A 17,431-nucleotide genomic window follows, 5' to 3' on the forward strand; every position below is an offset into this window, starting at 1 on the left:
CTATGCCTCGAGTAAAACGTGGGGTTACCGCGCGTGCCCGTCATAAAAAAGTACTGAACCTGGCCAAGGGTTACCGCGGTCGTCGCAGCAAAGTATTCCGTATTGCCAAGCAAGCAGTGATGCGCGCTGGCCAGTACGCATACCGCGACCGTCGTAACAAGAAGCGCGTCTTCCGCGCCCTGTGGATCACCCGTATCAACGCGGCTGCCCGCGAACACGGCGTGACCTACAGCGTGTTCATGAACGGTCTGAAGAAGGCCGCGATTGAACTGGACCGTAAGGTCCTGGCTGATATGGCTGTGATGGACAAGCCTGCATTTGCAGCGATTGTCAACGTCGTCAAAGCCAAGATCGCTGCTTAATTGCCAGTGATGTGCGCTGCCTCCGGGCAGCGCTCATAAGAAGCGGGACATGGCTTAGCTATGTCCCGTTTTTAATTTCCAACACAGGAAAACCGTCGGATGAACTCGCTCGAACAACTCGTCGTCTCCGCGCAGGCTGACTTCCTCGCCGCCGTAGACGCTGCCGCACTTGAAAACGCCAAAGCCAAATACCTTGGCAAGACTGGCCAGATCACCGAAATGATGAAGGGCTTGGGCAAGCTCGACCCTGAAGAGAAAAAGGCGCAGGGCGCCCTGATCAACGCAGCCAAGGTGCAGATCGAGACTGCGCTGACCGCGCGCCGTGACGCGCTGGCTGAAGCCCAGCTGCAGCTGCGCCTGAATGCCGAAGCGATCGACGTGTCGCTGCCGGGCCGTGGCCGCAGCAAGGGCGGCATCCATCCTGTGATGCGCACCTGGGAGCGCGTGGAAGAGATCTTCCGCTCGATCGGCTTCGACGTTGCCGCCGGCCCTGAGATCGAAACCGACTGGACCAACTTTACCGCACTGAATTCGCCGGAGAACCATCCCGCGCGTTCGATGCAGGATACCTTCTACGTCGAAGGCAACGACAGCACCGGCAAGCCGCTGCTGCTGCGTACCCACACCTCGCCGATGCAGGTGCGTTATGCCCGCAATAACAAGCCGCCGATCAAGGTGATCGCGCCTGGCCGCACTTACCGCGTCGACTCCGATGCGACCCACTCGCCGATGTTCCACCAGGTCGAAGGCCTGTGGATCGCGGAAGACATTTCCTTCGCCGACCTGAAGGGCGTGTACCTGAATTTTGTTAAAGCTTTCTTTGAGACGGACGACCTGCAAGTGCGCTTCCGTCCTTCGTATTTCCCGTTCACCGAACCGTCGGCGGAGATCGATATCGCCTTCGGCAGCGGTCCGCTGAAAGGGCGCTGGCTGGAAGTTTCGGGCTCGGGCCAGGTGCATCCGAATGTGGTGCGCAATTTCGGCCTGGATCCGGAAAAGTACATCGGTTTCGCGTTCGGCTCCGGCCTTGAGCGCCTGACCATGCTGCGCTATGGCGTCAATGACCTGCGCCTGTTCTACGAAGGCGATTTGCGCTTCCTGAAGCAGTTCAACTAAAACCGGTAAGGCGGTGCCCGCCCCGCAGGGTCGGACACAAGTATGCCAAAGCCGCTGGCCGATGAACTGCGAGTGTCCGACCCTGCGGTCAGGCACTGGTTTACCGGTTTTAAAAATACGAAAAGGCTGACTATGCAATTCTCTGAAAACTGGCTGCGCACGATGGTCGATCCGAAGATGACTTCGGATGAACTGGCACACATGCTGACCATGTCCGGCCTCGAAGTGGAAGACATCGATCCTGTCGCGCCGCCTTTCACCAATGTGGTGGTGGGCCATGTGCGCGAAACCGCCAAGCACCCGAACGCCGACCGCCTGAACGTCTGCCAGGTCGACGTGGGCACCGGCACTTTGCTGAACATCGTCTGCGGCGCGCCGAACGTGCGCCCGGGTCTGAAGGTCGCATGCGCCATGGCCGGCGCTGTGCTGCCGCCAGGCGCGGACGGCAAGCCGTTCGAAATCAAGGTCGGCCAACTGCGCGGCGTGGAGTCGCAAGGCATGCTGTGCTCGGCCAAGGAACTGAAACTGTCGGAAGAAGGCGCGGGCCTGATCGAGCTGCCCGATGATGCGCCGGTCGGCCAGAACATCCGCGACTTCTTCGCACTGAACGACCTGAAATTCACCATCAAGCTGACCCCGAACAAGGCGGACTGCCTGTCCGTGCTGGGCGTGGCGCGCGAAGTCGCGGCGCTGACCGGTTCGCAGCTGACCGTGCCGCACAACGCCATCGTGCCGGTCACACTGGACGAAAAGCTGGCGGTCAAAGTGTCGGCGCCGGACCTGTGCGGCCGTTTCGCCGGGCGCGTGATCCGCGGCCTGAACGCGAAGGCGCAAACGCCGGCCTGGATGAAGCAGCGCCTGGAGCGCAGCGGCCAGCGTCCGGTCTCCGCGCTGGTGGATATTTCCAACTACGTGATGCTGGAGATGGGCCGTCCTTCGCACGTGTTCGACCTGGACAAGATCCACGGGTCGCTCGAGGTCCGCTGGGGCAAGAAGGGCGAGCAGATCAAGCTCTTGAACGGCAATACCATCGAAGTCGATGAGTGGGTCGGCGTGATCGCCGATGACAAGGAGCTGGAATCGCTGGCCGGTATCATGGGCGGCGACGCCACCGCCGTGTCGGACGACACCACCAACATCTACCTGGAAGCGGCGTTCTGGTGGCCGAACGCCATCCAGGGCCGCGCCCGCAAGTACAACTTCTCGACCGACGCGGCGCACCGCTTCGAGCGCGGTGTGGATTTCGCCACCATCCCCGAGCACCTGGAGCGCATCACCGCGCTGCTGCTGGAGATCTGCGGCACGCCGGACACCAAGGTCGGCGCCATCGACGACCAGGTCGTCAACCTGCCGCAGCGCGCGCCGGTGCAGATGCGCACTGGCCGCGCCGCGAAGGTGATCGGCGTGGCACTGAACGACGCGATGGTGGCCGACATCTTCAAGCGCCTGGGCCTGGCGTTCACGCTGGCGGATGGCGTGTTCAGCGTCACCGCGCCGTCCTACCGCTTCGACATCGAAATCGAAGAAGACCTGATCGAAGAAGTGGCCCGCGTGTACGGTTTCGAAAACATCCCGACCCTGCCGCCAGTGGCCGCCGCCGAGATGTTGATCGCGCCGGAAAACACCCGCTCGATCTTCGCCGTGCGCCACCAGCTGGCTGACCTGGGCTTCCAGGAAGTGGTCAATATGAGCTTCGTGGAAGCGCAGTGGGAGCAGGACTTCAACGGCAACGATAGCCCGATCAAGCTGCAAAATCCGATCGCCAGCCAGATGTCGGTCATGCGTTCCTCGCTGATCGGCAGCCTGGTGGCCAATGTGCGCTACAACGTCAACCGCAAGCAGGCGCGCGTGCGCCTGTTCGAAGTCGGCGCCATCTTCAAGCGCGATGCATCGGTGCAGGACGGCCCGCTGACGGTGGCCGGTTACGACCAGCCGCAGCGCGTGGCGGCGATGGCCTACGGCCCGGCGGCCGACGAGCAGTGGGGCCTGGAGACCCGCGACGTCGATTTCTTCGACCTCAAGGCCGATCTGGAAGCCCTGTTCGCGCCGGCCCAGCTGCGCTTCGCCAAACTGTCGCATCCAGCCCTGCACCCAGGCCGCGCGGCTTCGGTGGAATTGGATGGCAAGGTGATCGGCTTCATCGGCGAACTGCACCCGCGCTGGCTGCAAAAGTACGACTTGCCGAAAGCACCGGTGCTGTTCGAAGTCGATGCCGTTGCGTTACAGCAACGTGGCGTGCCAAAATATGAAGAGATCTCGAAGTTCCCTGGCACCACGCGCGACGTTGCGCTGGTGGTGAAGCAGGCTGTGCCGGTGCAGGAACTGCTCGACGCCTTGCACGGCGCCGTGGCCGCTCACGCGCAGGGGCGCATCGTGCAAGCCATTGTTTTGTTTGATGAATATCGCGGCAAAGGCTTGGAAAGCGACGAAAAATCACTTGCTTTCCGCTTTAGCTTGCAAGATACTCAAAACACCCTGCAGGACGATGTGGTGGATGAGCTAATGAAGACGCTGACCGCCCATGTTGTTCTGGCACATGGTGCGAAATTGCGGGCTTGATTTAACATTTCAGTAATCCCAGCGAGTCCGGCACTGCCGGACTCATGTACTTTAAAAGGCAGGGCAGCAAAATTAATAACAACGACGTCGATTCCGCCGTACTTGAATCCGCACTGGACGCCGAACTGCACAGCGCCATGCAGAGTGCCAAGGTACGCCAGGAAGCTGAAAAAGATTTGCCGACGCTGACCAAGGCGGAACTGGCCGAACTTTTGTTCGAACAGGTGGGCCTGAACAAGCGTGAGGCCAAGGATATGGTCGAGACTTTCTTTGACGAGATCCGCAACGCGCTGGAACGGGGCGAAGCGGTCAAGTTATCCGGTTTCGGCAACTTCCAGCTGCGCGACAAGCCGCAGCGTCCGGGGCGCAACCCGAAAACCGGCGAGGAAATCCCGATCACGGCACGCCGTGTGGTGACCTTCCACGCCAGCCAAAAGCTCAAAGGCATGGTCGAAGACTGCGCCGGTACGGCGCGTGCCGCCTGAATCAAGGTGCGTGAATGACCGACCGTCCTGTCAAGGCAGACGTGGCCGTATTGCCGCCAATTCCGGCGAAACGCTACTTCACCATCGGCGAAGTCAGTGAATTGTGCGGCGTCAAGCCGCATGTGCTGCGCTACTGGGAACAGGAGTTCACCCAGCTGAAACCGGTCAAGCGGCGCGGCAACCGCCGCTACTACCAGCATCACGAAGTGCTCCTGATCCGCCGCATCCGCGAACTGCTGTACGAGCAGGGCTTCACCATCAGCGGCGCCCGCAACAAGCTCGATAGCCGGGCCGCCGATTCAGTCCAGGGCGAGTATGATGAAGCACTGGAGCCGGGCGCTGCGGAAGATGCGCTGCCGCTGGACCGGGAAATGCTGCGCGGCGAATTGCTAAGCATACTCGCGCTATTAAAGTTGTAAGCAGCTGTAGCAAGGGCGCTTAGGCGTCCTTTTTTTCAGTTAGACTCCGCTAAACTGTTAAACCATTGGTGCTACAATATTAACGTTATGATTTTGCTAGTGATATTGCAGACGCTGGCTCCGTTCCCACGTTAAGATTTTAAGAGGGAAGATCAATGATTCGCGTAGCCATCTGTGACGACCACCAGATAGTACGGGCGGGTTTCAAGCAAATCTTTTCGTCCTCGGACGAATTCAGCGTAGTCGCTGAAGGCAGCACCGGGCGCGAAGCGCTCGATATCGCACGCAAGGAAGTGTGCGACGTGCTTTTGCTGGACATCGCCATGCCGGACCAGAGCGGCATTGACACTCTGCGTACCATCCGCCAGGGCCAGCCGGACCTGCCGGTGTTGATCCTGTCCGGCTATCCGGCCCAGCAATACGCGCTGAACCTGTTCAAGATGGGCGCGAACGGCTACCTGAACAAGGAATGCGAGGCGGAAGAACTGATCAACGCCGTGCGCACCGTGCACCAGGGGCGCCGCTATGTCAGCTCGCAAGTGGGCGAATTGCTGGCGCAGAGTTTCGACCGCGATCCGAATACGGCCCTGCACACGGAGCTGTCGGACCGCGAGTTCCAGGTGTTCCTGCGCCTGGCGCGCGGCGCCACCGTGTCCGATATCGGCACGGCGCTGTCGCTGAGCATCAAGACAGTCAGTACCTATCGCACGCGCATCATGGAAAAGATGGGCCTGCAGTCGAATAGCGACCTGACGTATTACGCAATGAAGAATAATTTGCTGGATTGAGGCGTCTGCTTACCAATCTCCGCTGCTGTACGATAGACTTTCCGTGCAGCAGCATCCTTGCGGCGGGTCTATAATGGGGAAAATGTACTTCACCATCGAACCAGCGCCGCGCCACCGGCTGCCGCTCTACAAAACGCTTTTATGCGTGACGTGTGCGCTGATCCTCATCGTGAACGGCTTCAGCCTGTTCCACAACCTGCAATCCCTGAAGGGCGCCAACGAACAGCTTGCACTGAGCTCGCGCGTGGCGGAGCGCCTGCAATACTTGAATGTGCTGGTGCTCGATGCCGATAGCAGCGCCCGCGGCTACTTCATCTCGGGCAAGGAAACCTATCTGGGGCCGACGCGCTTGGTGGTCACCGAGTCCGAGCGCGAATTCCGCGAGCTGGAAAAACTGCTGGCCAATAATCCGATCCAATTAAAGAACCTGCAGCAGCTGCAAACGCTGGTGCGCAAGCGCATCGCCATCCTGGGCCAGGCCATCGAGGTCTACAAGCATAGCGGCCTGGATGACATCGTGGCGATCGCCAAAGTGAGCGACGAGCGCAGCGGCATGGATGAAATCCGCCTGCAGGTGGTGATCATGGTGCGCGAGCAAAGCGAAGCCATGGCGGCACGCGCCGCCAGTTTTTACCAGGAATACCAGAAAGCGGTCGTCATGGGGGCCGGCATCAATGCCGTCGCCATCGTGGTGCTGATCATGTTTTACCAGCTGGTGCGGCGCAGCTTCGTCCACCGCGCGGCGGTGGAACACGCGCTGCAGCTGTCGAATGAAAGCCTGGAATCGATGGTGCAGCAGCGCACCGAGCAGCTGTCGGTGCTCTCGCGCCACCTGATTTCGATCAGCGAGGAAGAGAAGATGCGCCTGTCGCGCGAGCTGCACGATGAGATGGGCGCCAACCTGACGTCGATCAGCATGGATATCGCCGCCGTTACGCATCAGCTGCAGAAGACCAATCCCGAGCTGGCGGCCCAGTTGCGCCGCGCGCGCGGTACCCTGATGGATACGGTGGAACTGAAGCGGCGCATCATCGAAGACTTGCGTCCGAGCCTGTTGGACAACCTGGGCCTGTGCGCCGCCATCGACAGCTATTGCGAAGACTTCACGCGCATGACCGATATCCCGTGCGAGACCGAGATCGCGAGCGAGATTGACGCCGTGGCCAAAGCCGGCGACCGAGGCCTGTCGATCGCTCTGTTCCGCATCGTGCAGGAGTCGCTGACCAATATCCGCAAATACGCCAAGGCCAGCCAGGTCAGCGTGTCGCTGAAGCTGCAGCGCGACGATATGCTGGTGCTGCGGATTATCGACGATGGAGTCGGGATTGCCGCACCCACGCTGGCCAAGCCGATGTCGCATGGCTTGCTGGGGATGCGGGAACGTGCTTTGCTGCTGGGCGGGGTGTTGAATATCCGCCGTGGGCGGGGGGAGCGGGGGACTTGTATCGAGGTTTATATACCGCTGAAAGGCGGGCAGGGCGGGCGTAAAGCCGGCGCCGTGCCCCCACCCTTACTGCAGCCTAGCAGCACGCCACATCAGCGAGCAGGCGATCGTACTCAATCTTCGCGACCTTATAGCACTCGCCAGCGTAGCGTTCCAGACCTTCACGATCAATCACAGTGATGTTGCCGCGGCGGTAGGTGATCATGCCGTCTTCCTGCAGTTTGCCGGCGGCGGCGGTGATCGATTCGCGGCGCACGCCCAGCATGATCGAAATCATTTCCTGGGTCACCTTCAGTTCATTGCTTGGCGAGCGGTCCAGACGGTCCAGCAGCCAGCGGCACAGCTTTTGCTCGATCGAGCTGTGGCGCCCGCCGACGGCGTTCTGCGCCATTTGGGCGAACAGGGCGGCGTTGTAGCGCATCAGCAGCTGGGGCAGGGCGCCGCCCTGGTTGAAGGCGTCGCGCAGGGCTTGCGCCTTCAGGCGGTAGCCGTAGCCGGCGCTTTGCACCACGGCGGTGCTCATGGCGCGCTCGCCGGCGAACATCGACACGCCCACCACGCCTTCGTGGCCGACCACGGCGATCTCGGTGGTCGCGCCGTCTTCCATCACGTACAGCAGGGACAGGATGGCGGTGGTCGGGAAGTAGACATACTCGAGTTTGCTGCCGAACTCGAAGAGCTCCTTGCCAAATGGCAGCTGGACCAGTTCCAGGTGTTCGAACAGGGCCTCCAGTGCTTCACGAGGGAGGGCGGCCAGCAGTTCATTCTGCTGGGCGCCGCTGTAGCTGACAACGGGCCGGGACGCAACTTTGAACTCCGTCGAACCAATTGGCATAGCCTGGGACAGCGAGTTCTTGGCAGAGACGCTAAGTTGAGTGTTGTTCATTTTATCCTCACAAAACTAAAGTACACGGTATTGCAGTCGGCTTTCCTGGCGTGCAGTTTGCCGATCGCGTTGGTAATACTTTAAGTTTCTATGTGAGTTATGAACATAAGACCTGTTACCTCCGTCATGTAGGCTGGCAACATGGCAGTTTGTCAGGCTAGTCCTACAACATTGTAATTTTTGCTGGCGCACTGTTGAAAAGTGCTCAAAATAAGGGTAAACCCCTATTGCGGAAATGATGTAGAGCAATTGTTGTTTCATTATGAATCCGGGCATAATGTGCGGTAATCAACTTTTTTGACGCCCCCATGCATGTAATCCTGGTAGAAGACGACGCAATCCTGGCTGACGGCCTGGTCCGTGTATTGGGCGGCCACGGCATGAAGGTGGAGCTGCTGCAAAACGGCAGCGAGGCCGATGCCATGCTGCAGCGCCCCGGCCCCGTCGACGTGCTGGTATTGGATATCGGCTTGCCCGGCCTGGATGGCTTTGAAGTCGTGCGCCGCCTGCGCGCGCGCGGCAGCCAGTTGCCGGTGCTCTTGCTGACCGCGCGCGACGCGGTCGAAGACCGGGTGCGCGGCCTGGAACTGGGCGCCGACGATTACCTGGTCAAGCCGTTCGCCACGCCGGAACTAGTGGCGCGCCTGCGGGCGCTGGCGCGGCGCCATGCGCCCAAGCCCAGCGTGCTGCAAATGGGCGAACTGGTGCTGGATCTGGGTGCCAAGCGTGCCCGCGTACGCGACCTGGTGATCGACTTGTCGGTGCGCGAGTGGGCGGTGCTGGAATACCTGCTGCAGCATAGCGCGCGTGTGGTGAGCAAGCAGCAGATCATCGATGCCATCCTGCCCTGGGGCGAGGATGTCACGCCGAATGCGGTGGAGGTGTATATCTCGCGCATCCGGCAGAAAACGGCCGACGCCGGCATCAGCATCCGCACCATTCGCGGCTTCGGCTACATGCTCGAGCCGGTCTGCGCGTAAGCATTATGGAAAGCATCCGCCTGCGCCTGCTGAAGTGGCTGATCGGTCCGGTTCTGTTGCTGAACCTGGCCGGGGTGACGTTGAGCTACTCGCTGGCCTGGATCCCGGCCCAAATCGCCTTTGACCAATCGCTGACCGATGCCGCGGCCATGCTGGGCGCGTGGGTGGGCGAGCGTGGTGGCCGGCTGATCATGGAGCTGCCGCCGGCCGCCGAACGCGCACTGCGCAATGACGAACTCGATCAAACCTATTTCGCCTTGCGCGATGCGCGCGGCCAGCTGGTGGCCGGTGATGACAGCCTGCCGTCGGTGCCGGCGCGCAGCGGTGCGCCCGTCAGCGACGGCATGGTGGCGGGAGAGGCGGTGCGTTTCGTGGTACTTTCTGTCGCGGCGGGGCCGCAGCGAGGCACGGTGGTGGTGGCCAAGACACTGCGCAAGCGCGGCCAGGCGCGCGCCGCCATCGTGCGCGCCATGCTGCCGCTGGCGGCGTTGTTTACCCTGGCCTCGGTGGGGCTGGTGTGGTTCTCGGTCACGACCGGGCTGTCGCCGTTGAACCGGATGCGGGCCAGCATCCAGGCGCGCACGGCGGAAGATGTCTCTCCGATTGCGCCTGCCGACGTGCCGCCCGAGGTGAAGCCTGTGGTGCAAGCCTTTAACAGCCTGCTGGAGCGGGTCAGGGCGGGCGGCCAGGCGCAGCAGGATTTCCTGGCCAATGTGGCGCATCAGCTGCGCACGCCGCTCGCCGGCATGCGGACCCAGATTGAATTGCTGGCGGCGCAGGAGCGCTCTCCGCGGGCGGCATCGTCGCTGGCGATGATGCAGGCGTCGACCGAGCGCATGATCCGCCAGGTCAATCAGCTGCTGGCGCTGGCGCGCGCCGAACCGGGTCCCATGCGCAAGACGCGCATGGAGCGCCTATCGCTGGACCAGTTGCTGGAGGAATCGATCCAGCATTTCGTCGAGCAGGCCTTGCGCAAGGATGTCGACCTGGGCTTCGACCTGCGGCCGACCCGGGTGACGGGCGACCGTTTCCTGCTGCGCGACCTGGTCGATAACCTGGTCGACAATGCGATCCGCTACACCCCTGCCAACGGATCGGTCACGGTGAGCTGCTTTCCGCACCTGGGCGGCGGCATGCTGACGGTGGAGGATTCCGGTCCCGGCATCCCGCCGGGCAAGCGGGCCGCCGTCTTCCAGCGCTTCCAGCGCCTTGATGAAAAGACGACCGGCAGCGGCATCGGCCTGGCCATTGTGCGCGATATTGCCAATGCCCACGGCGCCACGGTGGCCATCGATACCCCGGCCAGCGGCCAGGGCGCCCTGTTTTCGGTGTTCTTCCCCTCGTAAAAAATGTTTCCTGTCAGGAATTTGTCAGGATTTCCTCAGGGTAATGCAAGGTTGCTTGTTTAAACTTGCGTTATCAAATACCAGTATTGGGAGCTTATAGATGAATCAGCAGAAAGCCGTTACGGCGCGACAGTCCGGCGTAACATTGATCGAATTGATGGTGACTCTGGCAATTATTGCCATCCTGACGGCGATCGCGGTGCCGCAGTACAGCGATTACAGCAAACGCGGCAAGATTCCGCAGGCGACCAACACCCTGGCCACCATGCGTGTCAAGCTGGAGCAGTATTACCAAGATAATCGCACTTATATCGGCGCCTGCGCGAACAACACCGTCGCACCGTTGCCGCCTGCGGATGATTTTACCTACGCTTGCCCAACGTTGACTGCCACGACGTTTACGGTGACGGCGACGGGTACTGGCGGGATGACCGATTTTAACTATTCCATCGACGAATCGAACGCCAAGAAGACCACCAAGCTGCCAACCGGTTGGGGGCCTACGTCGGGCACCATGCCGATCACTTGCTGGGTTCGTAAAAAGGGCGGCGCATGTTAAGCCGGCGCCAGGAAGGGGTCACCCTGCTCGAGCTGATGGTCGGGGTGGCGGTGCTGGCCATCGCGCTGGCCATGGGCCTGCCCTCGTTCGGCGCATGGATTCGTAATACGCACAACCGCACGGCGGCCGAATCGATCGTCAACGGCTTGCAGCTGGCCCGCGCCGAAGCGGTGCGGCGCAATACGCTAGTGCGCTTCGACCTGACCGATGCGGGCGGCAAAGTTGAATGGAAAGTGGGTTGCGTCAACGTCACCGCGGCGTGCCCGGCCAATATCCAAACCCGTCCGGCGGCCGAGGGCAGTGTTGACGCGCGCGTTGGCACCTCGGCTTCGGTGATTCCGTCGCCCGCGCCAGCCGGCTTTTTCAACACGCCGGTTAACCCTGGCACCAACGCCGTCGCCGGCATCAGTTTCAATGGCCTGGGCCGCGTGCCGGACGCCAATGTCGGTAACGATATTACGCGCGCCGACATCACCCACGTGAGCGGTGTGGCAAATGCCAAGCGCTATGTCGTGCTGGTCAGCCGCGGCGGCTTGATCAGGATGTGCGATCCGGCGCTGGATTTTTCGACCAACCCGCAAGGCTGTAGTTAAGGGGAATTGAAATCATGCAAAAGATGCAGAAACGTACTTTGAAAAACCAGGGCGGTATTGTGATGCTCGAAGGCCTGGTTGCCATCGTCATCTTCTCCTTCGGCGTGCTGGCGATGGTTGCGATGCAAGCAGTGACGACGCGCGCAGCCGGCGACGCTAAGTACCGGGTCGACGCCAGCTTTGTGGCCACCCAGACAATGGGCGAGCTGTGGGGTGACCGCCTCAACCTGGCTGCCCATGCAAAAACCGACGAACCTATCGCCTCCCTGCCGGGCGGCAAACGCACCATTCTCGTCAACGGCAACCAGGTGACGGTCACCGTGTCTTGGCAATCGCCGGGCGAGAGCAAGGCGCATACTCATTCAACTACTTCGACCATCAATGGTTAACACAATGAACAAGCACATGCGTACGCATGAAGAAGGATTCAGCCTGGTCGAAATCATGGTCGGGTTGGCTATCGGGATGCTGGCCATGATCGTGGTCATGCAAGTGTTCAGCCAGTCGGAAGGGCAGAAGCGTACCACCACGGGCGGTGCCGATGCGTTGAGCAATGCAGCCGTCGCGCTGACCATGATAGAACGCGACATCCGCAATGCCGGCTGGGGGATGGGGGCCGACAAGATCTCCGACTGCAAAAAAACTTTCACCAGCTGCAATGGCAGCGCCGCATGCGGCGGCACGGCGGGCGAAATCAGCGACTTCCCGTCCGGGGGGGTGTTTATCACCGACGGCGGAACCAAGCCTGACGGCTTGTCGATGATGTACTTTACCAACCCGAACGTCGCTGCGTTCCGGATCGCGTCGAATACGGTGGTAACAGATAATATGGCGGATCCGTCGGCTGAAATCACGGTCGCCAGCACGGAAGGCTGCCAGGCCGGCAGCCTGATGCTGGTGTCGAACGACGACCACCAATGTTCGCTGATGCAGGCCACCGATGTCGATAATGTGACGAAGAAGATCAAGCATGTCGGCGGTTCCTTTAATCCGGCAGACGCGAGCGCTTGGCCGAATTACACCCAGGGCGCGAAATTGAGCTGCTTTACGGCGGCCAGCGACGGTCCGCAGTTCAAGCGCAGCTACGCCATCAACAGCACGCTGCGCCAGTTGCTGCGCTCGGACAATGCGCCGGAATCGGCGGCCAACAACGAGGTGATGACCGCCGAAATTGTTGACTTGCAGGCGCAATACGGCGTGTCCTCTGTCGCCTCGGAGGGACAGGCGCCGTCGATCGCATCGCAATCGATCAACCAATGGGTGGACGCTACCGGCACGCCATGGAGCAAGCCGGCCCTGGCCGACCGCAACCGCATCAAGGCTGTGCGCATCGCCATCGTCGCACGCAGCGCCCAATACGAAAAACCGCTGAGCGGCGCGCAATGCGCCACGACGACCCAGGCCATGGCCGATCAATGGTCGACGTGGGCGAAGTTCGCCACCGCCAGCTACCCGGCCGATTGGATGTGCTACCGCTATAAGGTGATCGAGACGATCGTGCCTTTCCGTAATACTCTGTGGGGAGGTGTATGAACTACCGTAAATTCATGGGCTGGAAAGCCCTGCAGCAGGGCGTCGTCCTGCCCATCACGCTGATCGTGCTGGTGGCCATGACGCTGGCCGGCATCGCTGTGATGCGCTCGCTCGATACTGCCTCGGTTATCGCCGGCAATATGGCCTTCAAGCAAAGCGCGACGGCCAGCGGCGACTTTGGCGTGGAGGCAGCCATTACCTGGCTCGCCGCCCAAAACAAGAACAAAGCCAACCCGCTGTACATCGATGGCGCAAATGCCACCGGCACCGGCTACTACGCAACGCGCCAGGATACGCTGGACATGACCGGCAATAACACCGCTGGGTCAACCGATAATATGGACTGGGATAATGCCGCCAGGGCGCGGACCCTGCCGGCCGACAGTGCTGGCAATGTCGTGTCCTACGTCATCCACCGCATGTGCAACAACGCCGGCACGCCGGATGCGGTCAGCTGCTCCATGGAGCAGACCTCGCGGAGTGGCAGCTCGAAGGGCATCGTGCGACAAATGATGACTTACCAGCCCAACGCGTGGACGGAACTGGCGAACCGCGTCTATTACCGGGTTACGGCACGGATTACCGGGCCAAGGAACACCACCAGCTACGTTCAAGTAGTGGTCTTAATCTAACGCAGGAGAATTCAAATGAACTGGACCAATGTCCCGCATTCCCGCCTGCGTGCCTTGCTGGCGTCGCTCGGGCTGTGCCTGATCCCCATGCAAGTGGCGCATTCGGGACCGACCGAATTGGCTGATATCCCGATGGCCAACGCATCGACCGCCAATATTTTGCCCAACATTATGTTGGACCTCGATAATTCCGGCAGTATGTCCTGGGATTACATGCCCGACCACGTGCGCTATCAATCCGATGGCAACGGTTTCAGCCGGGTTTGCCGCGGCCCCGACGGGCCGCTGGTCTGCGAGACCGGCGACGCGCCGCGCTCGGCCAGTAACTTCAACGGTTTGTACTACAACCCGGCAATCAGCTACCCGTGGCCATTGAAGTCCGATGGCACCCGCCTGGCCGATAAACTCAACAACACCAGCTACGTCAGCCCGTGGAGCGCGGTGCCAAGCGATGGCTACGGCATCCAGGACGTGGAAGATACCAGCGCGACCGATCCTGCCAGCACCCCTTGCACGCCGGCGATCATCGGCGGCGCCTGCCCAACCCTGCCGCCCAATACCCCCATGAACCTGGTGACCGGCTATCCGGAGCGCGTCTGGTGCGATAGGACCGATAGCCGACGCACTTGCGTATCGTCCCTGGACTCGGGCAACAACTATTCCTACCCTAATTCGACTTACCGGTACCGCGACGTGAAGAAGGGTGCGCCTTTCTACTACAACGTCAGCGTGGAGTGGTGCAGTTCGACCGACAGCTCGGGCATGAATTACGGCCAGGCGGGCACCTGCCAGGCCAAGAAGACCTCGACCTATAAGTACGTGCGCTTCTACAACTGGTCGCGTGTGAATATCGTTTCAACGGTCAACTCCTATCCGAAGGCCGCATCGCGTAACGACTGCAAGGGGGCGACCTGTACCTACGCCGAAGAAATGGCGAACTTCGCGACATGGTACGCCTGGTACCGTACGCGCGCGCAAATGACCAAGAGTGCGATCGGTTTGTCCTTCAGTGATGTGCGTGGCGTTCCGATTGAAAACAATCTGGATGATGCGAACTACCTGCACGCGCGCGTTGGCTTGACCACGATTAACAATCCTGGTGCCAACAAGATCAATATTGACAACTTCGAGCAGACGCAAAAGGATTCGTTCTACAGTAAGCTGTACGGTTTTGACCCGTCCGGCGGTACTCCGCTGCGCAGTTCGCTGATGTCGGTGGGTGAGATGTACAAAGGCGTCACGACCACTTACACGGATCCAGTGCAGTTCGCATGCCAGAAGAACTACGCGATCCTGGCGACCGACGGTTACTGGAATGACGACTTGGCATCGGAAGTGAGAGGTGGGCAATTCGTGCCGCCGGATGCCGCCAAGCCAGACCAGGACGGCGACGCAACGCGCCCGGCGAAAGACGATCTGCGCACGCCGAACACCTTGGCTGACGTGGCCTATTACTACTACAACACTGACCTGCGTACGTCCAATTGCGGCACGCCGGATCGCTGCGCGAATATCGTGTCGCCGTCGGGTTCGGATGCCACGATGGACGACGTGGCCAACTACCAGCACATGACCACCTTCACCATTGGTCTGGGGGTTGATGGCACGCTGCAATACGACGCGAACTATAAGACCGCCCCAAGCGGAGACTTTGCCAATATCAAGCAGGGCACCTTGAAATGGCCGGCGCCGGTGAAGAACAAGCCGGAAACCATTGATGACCTGTGGCACGCTGCCGTGAACGGTCATGGTACTTACTTCAGCGCCTCGAACCCGGCAGTACTGGAGTCGAGCTTGAGGAAGGCGCTCGCCAGCATCGACAGCACCACCGGTGCCGGCGCCGCAGCGGGTACCAGTAGCATTCAACCGACCCCGGGCGACGACAAGATTTTCACCGCCACCTATCGCACCCTGAAGTGGGACTCGGACATTACCGCCTACAAGATGGACTTGGATACGGGCGCGATTCTCCCGACTCCGGTATGGCAAGCTGAGCCGCTGCTGCGCAGCCGAATTGTTGCAGCAGGCAATAGCGATACCCGCACCATCTATACCGGCAACTATTCCGGAACCGGCACCATCACCCGGACGCTGTTCAACATTGGCACCGGCGGCCTGACGGCAGCACAGCTGGCACTGTTCGACACGAGCAAGCTGAGCCAGGCAAGCAGCTGGTCGACGGCGCAATCGACTGCGGCAACCCCGCTCTCGCTGTTGAATTACCTGCGCGGCCAGGACCGCAATGAAGACCAGACGCGTCCGAATACCTATGGTCCATATGACCGCCTGTATCGCGACCGCGAAAAGGCCCTCGGTGATATCGTGCATTCCCAGCCGATCTTCGTGAAGCAGCCGCAGAACAAGTACATCGATCCTGACTTCGGCGCCTATAAACAGAGCCTTGCAAAGCGCAAACCGACGCTGTACGCCGCCTCCAACGACGGCATGCTGCACGCGTTCGATGCCGACACCGGCGATGAGCGCTGGGCGTATATTCCGCCGATGATGCTGCCGAATCTGTGGCGCCTTGCCGATGCCAATTACGAAAGCAAGCACCGCTATTACCTGGACGGCCCATTGACCATCAATGATGCCGAGCTGAATGGCACGTGGAAAACTGTTTTGATCGGTGCACTGGGCAAGGGCGGCCGCGGCTACTATGCGCTGGACGTGACCGATCCCGAGGATCCGAAGACCCTGTGGGAATTCAACGCCGACAAGAACCCGAACGTAGGCTATACCTACGGCACCCCGATGATTACCATGCGCAAGGATGGTACATGGGTGGCGGTGGTTGCTTCGGGCTATAACAATATTCCTGAAGATGACGGCAAGGGTGGCCTCAAGTACCCGACTGCCGACGGCAAAGGTTATGTGTTCGTGCTCGACATCGCCACCGGTAAAGTACTGACGACCATTCCGACGAACGTTGGCAGTGTCACCAATCCGAGCGGCCTGGCATGGCTGAACGTCCGGGTCGACAATTTTGCGAAGGTGAACCAGGAATTGGTGGCCTATGGCGGCGACCTGACCGGCGTCATGTGGCGTTTCGACATTGACGCTGGTGTCGCCAGCCAGCTGGCGAATATCGGTGCCACCAAGCCGATTACCACTGCTCCGGAAATCGGGCAGATCGATACTGTCGGCGGCACGCCGCTGCCGACTCCGGTGAAAACCGTCTATTTTGGCTCTGGCCGCTATCTGGGCAAGGGTGACCTGGACGATAAGGACGTGCAGACCCTGTACGCCGTCAGGGATGACGGCAAGACCACCATCCGCGGAACTTCCGGCCTGCTGCAGGCGACCGCCTCCGGCGCCAGCGGTACGCGCAGCGTCACCAATGGCGGCAAATTCGTCGATTGGCAGAAGGATTGGGGCTGGTACCTGAACCTGATCGATTCGGGTGAACGCCTGGCGCTGAACCCTCAGTTGTTCTTTGGTACCGTGCTGTTCTCCACGACGGTGCCTTCGATTTCCGAATGCCAGCCTGGCGGCTATAGCTGGCTGTACCAGCTGGATGCCGAAAATGGCGATGAAGTGACTGAGAATATGGGCGGTCTGCAATTCACCTCGCCGGTCGTGGGTATCACGGTATCCAAGCTGCCGAATGGTAAGCCGATCTTCCACGCAGTGACCGCGGATGGTAAGAAACCGAATCCGACCGACCTGCAAGTTGGCAAGCCTGACTTCCCGCCGAAGCGTGTTCTCTATCGCGAACTGAACAACTGA

General features: G+C 60.6%; 16 protein-coding genes. 15 read left to right on the forward strand and 1 reads right to left on the reverse strand.

All coding sequences use genetic code 11. From position 1 onward, the window contains the following. Positions 1-2 precede the first annotated feature (2 nt). From rplT to H597_RS0105310, 7 genes are all read left to right on the forward strand, one after another. The gene (gene rplT, locus H597_RS0105280; protein WP_028101213.1) at positions 3-362 is read left to right on the forward strand and encodes a 50S ribosomal protein L20; all 360 of its coding nucleotides are present in this window, start codon (positions 3-5) and stop codon (positions 360-362) included. Positions 363-461: 99 nt separating this feature from the next. Further along, complete coding sequence (gene pheS / locus H597_RS0105285; RefSeq protein ID WP_028101214.1) at positions 462-1,478, forward strand: phenylalanine--tRNA ligase subunit alpha; 1,017 nt, start codon at positions 462-464, stop codon at positions 1,476-1,478. A gap of 132 nt (positions 1,479-1,610) precedes the next feature. Further along, positions 1,611-4,037, forward strand: a complete 2,427-nt coding sequence (gene pheT, locus H597_RS0105290) for a phenylalanine--tRNA ligase subunit beta (RefSeq protein WP_028101215.1) — start codon at positions 1,611-1,613, stop codon at positions 4,035-4,037. 137 nt (positions 4,038-4,174) lie between these two features. Continuing rightward, the gene (locus H597_RS0105295) at positions 4,175-4,522 is read left to right on the forward strand and encodes an integration host factor subunit alpha (RefSeq protein ID WP_035373250.1); all 348 of its coding nucleotides are present in this window, start codon (positions 4,175-4,177) and stop codon (positions 4,520-4,522) included. Between the two features lie 14 nt (positions 4,523-4,536). After that, on the forward strand, positions 4,537-4,941 hold the full coding sequence (locus H597_RS0105300; RefSeq protein ID WP_028101217.1) for a MerR family transcriptional regulator: 405 nt from the start codon (positions 4,537-4,539) through the stop codon (positions 4,939-4,941). Between the two features lie 155 nt (positions 4,942-5,096). Next, the gene (locus tag H597_RS0105305) at positions 5,097-5,729 is read left to right on the forward strand and encodes a response regulator (RefSeq protein WP_028101218.1); all 633 of its coding nucleotides are present in this window, start codon (positions 5,097-5,099) and stop codon (positions 5,727-5,729) included. 82 nt (positions 5,730-5,811) lie between these two features. Further along, positions 5,812-7,353: a CHASE3 domain-containing protein gene (locus H597_RS0105310; RefSeq protein ID WP_028101219.1), complete on the forward strand. Its 1,542-nt coding sequence runs from the start codon at positions 5,812-5,814 to the stop codon at positions 7,351-7,353. Here H597_RS0105310 and H597_RS33810 read toward each other — a convergent pair. Then, positions 7,250-8,059 carry a Crp/Fnr family transcriptional regulator gene (locus tag H597_RS33810; protein ID WP_083940951.1) on the reverse strand — a complete coding sequence of 270 codons (810 nt, stop codon included), beginning with the start codon at positions 8,057-8,059 and terminating at the stop codon, positions 7,250-7,252. The genes H597_RS0105310 and H597_RS33810 overlap by 104 nt on opposite strands. 308 nt (positions 8,060-8,367) lie before the next feature. Here H597_RS33810 and H597_RS0105320 point away from each other — a divergent pair, with 308 nt between their 5' ends. The 8 genes from H597_RS0105320 (at position 8,368) to H597_RS0105355 (ending at position 17,431) form a co-directional block, all read left to right on the forward strand. Continuing rightward, a complete protein-coding gene (locus H597_RS0105320) occupies positions 8,368-9,039 on the forward strand; it encodes a response regulator transcription factor (protein WP_028101221.1) in 672 nt (223 codons plus the stop codon). A 5-nt stretch (positions 9,040-9,044) separates the two neighbouring features. Beyond that, complete coding sequence (locus tag H597_RS0105325; RefSeq protein ID WP_028101222.1) at positions 9,045-10,385, forward strand: sensor histidine kinase; 1,341 nt, start codon at positions 9,045-9,047, stop codon at positions 10,383-10,385. A gap of 100 nt (positions 10,386-10,485) precedes the next feature. Continuing rightward, the gene (locus tag H597_RS0105330; protein ID WP_028101223.1) at positions 10,486-10,944 is read left to right on the forward strand and encodes a type IV pilin protein; all 459 of its coding nucleotides are present in this window, start codon (positions 10,486-10,488) and stop codon (positions 10,942-10,944) included. Then, a complete protein-coding gene (locus tag H597_RS29805; protein ID WP_083940970.1) occupies positions 10,938-11,537 on the forward strand; it encodes a GspH/FimT family pseudopilin in 600 nt (199 codons plus the stop codon). The genes H597_RS0105330 and H597_RS29805 overlap by 7 nt, the downstream gene beginning before the upstream one ends. Positions 11,538-11,551: 14 nt before the next feature. Further along, positions 11,552-11,926, forward strand: a complete 375-nt coding sequence (locus H597_RS0105340; protein ID WP_035373135.1) for a type IV pilus modification PilV family protein — start codon at positions 11,552-11,554, stop codon at positions 11,924-11,926. A 16-nt stretch (positions 11,927-11,942) separates the two neighbouring features. Continuing rightward, the gene (locus H597_RS0105345) at positions 11,943-13,070 is read left to right on the forward strand and encodes a PilW family protein (RefSeq protein ID WP_028101225.1); all 1,128 of its coding nucleotides are present in this window, start codon (positions 11,943-11,945) and stop codon (positions 13,068-13,070) included. After that, positions 13,067-13,702 carry a pilus assembly PilX family protein gene (locus H597_RS33100; protein WP_051293549.1) on the forward strand — a complete coding sequence of 212 codons (636 nt, stop codon included), beginning with the start codon at positions 13,067-13,069 and terminating at the stop codon, positions 13,700-13,702. Before H597_RS0105345 ends, H597_RS33100 begins: the two co-directional genes overlap by 4 nt. A gap of 15 nt (positions 13,703-13,717) precedes the next feature. Further along, positions 13,718-17,431: a pilus assembly protein gene (locus H597_RS0105355; protein WP_028101226.1), complete on the forward strand. Its 3,714-nt coding sequence runs from the start codon at positions 13,718-13,720 to the stop codon at positions 17,429-17,431.

Source organism: Pseudoduganella violaceinigra DSM 15887, assembly GCF_000425385.1.
GTDB lineage: Bacteria > Pseudomonadota > Gammaproteobacteria > Burkholderiales > Burkholderiaceae_D > Rugamonas > Rugamonas violaceinigra.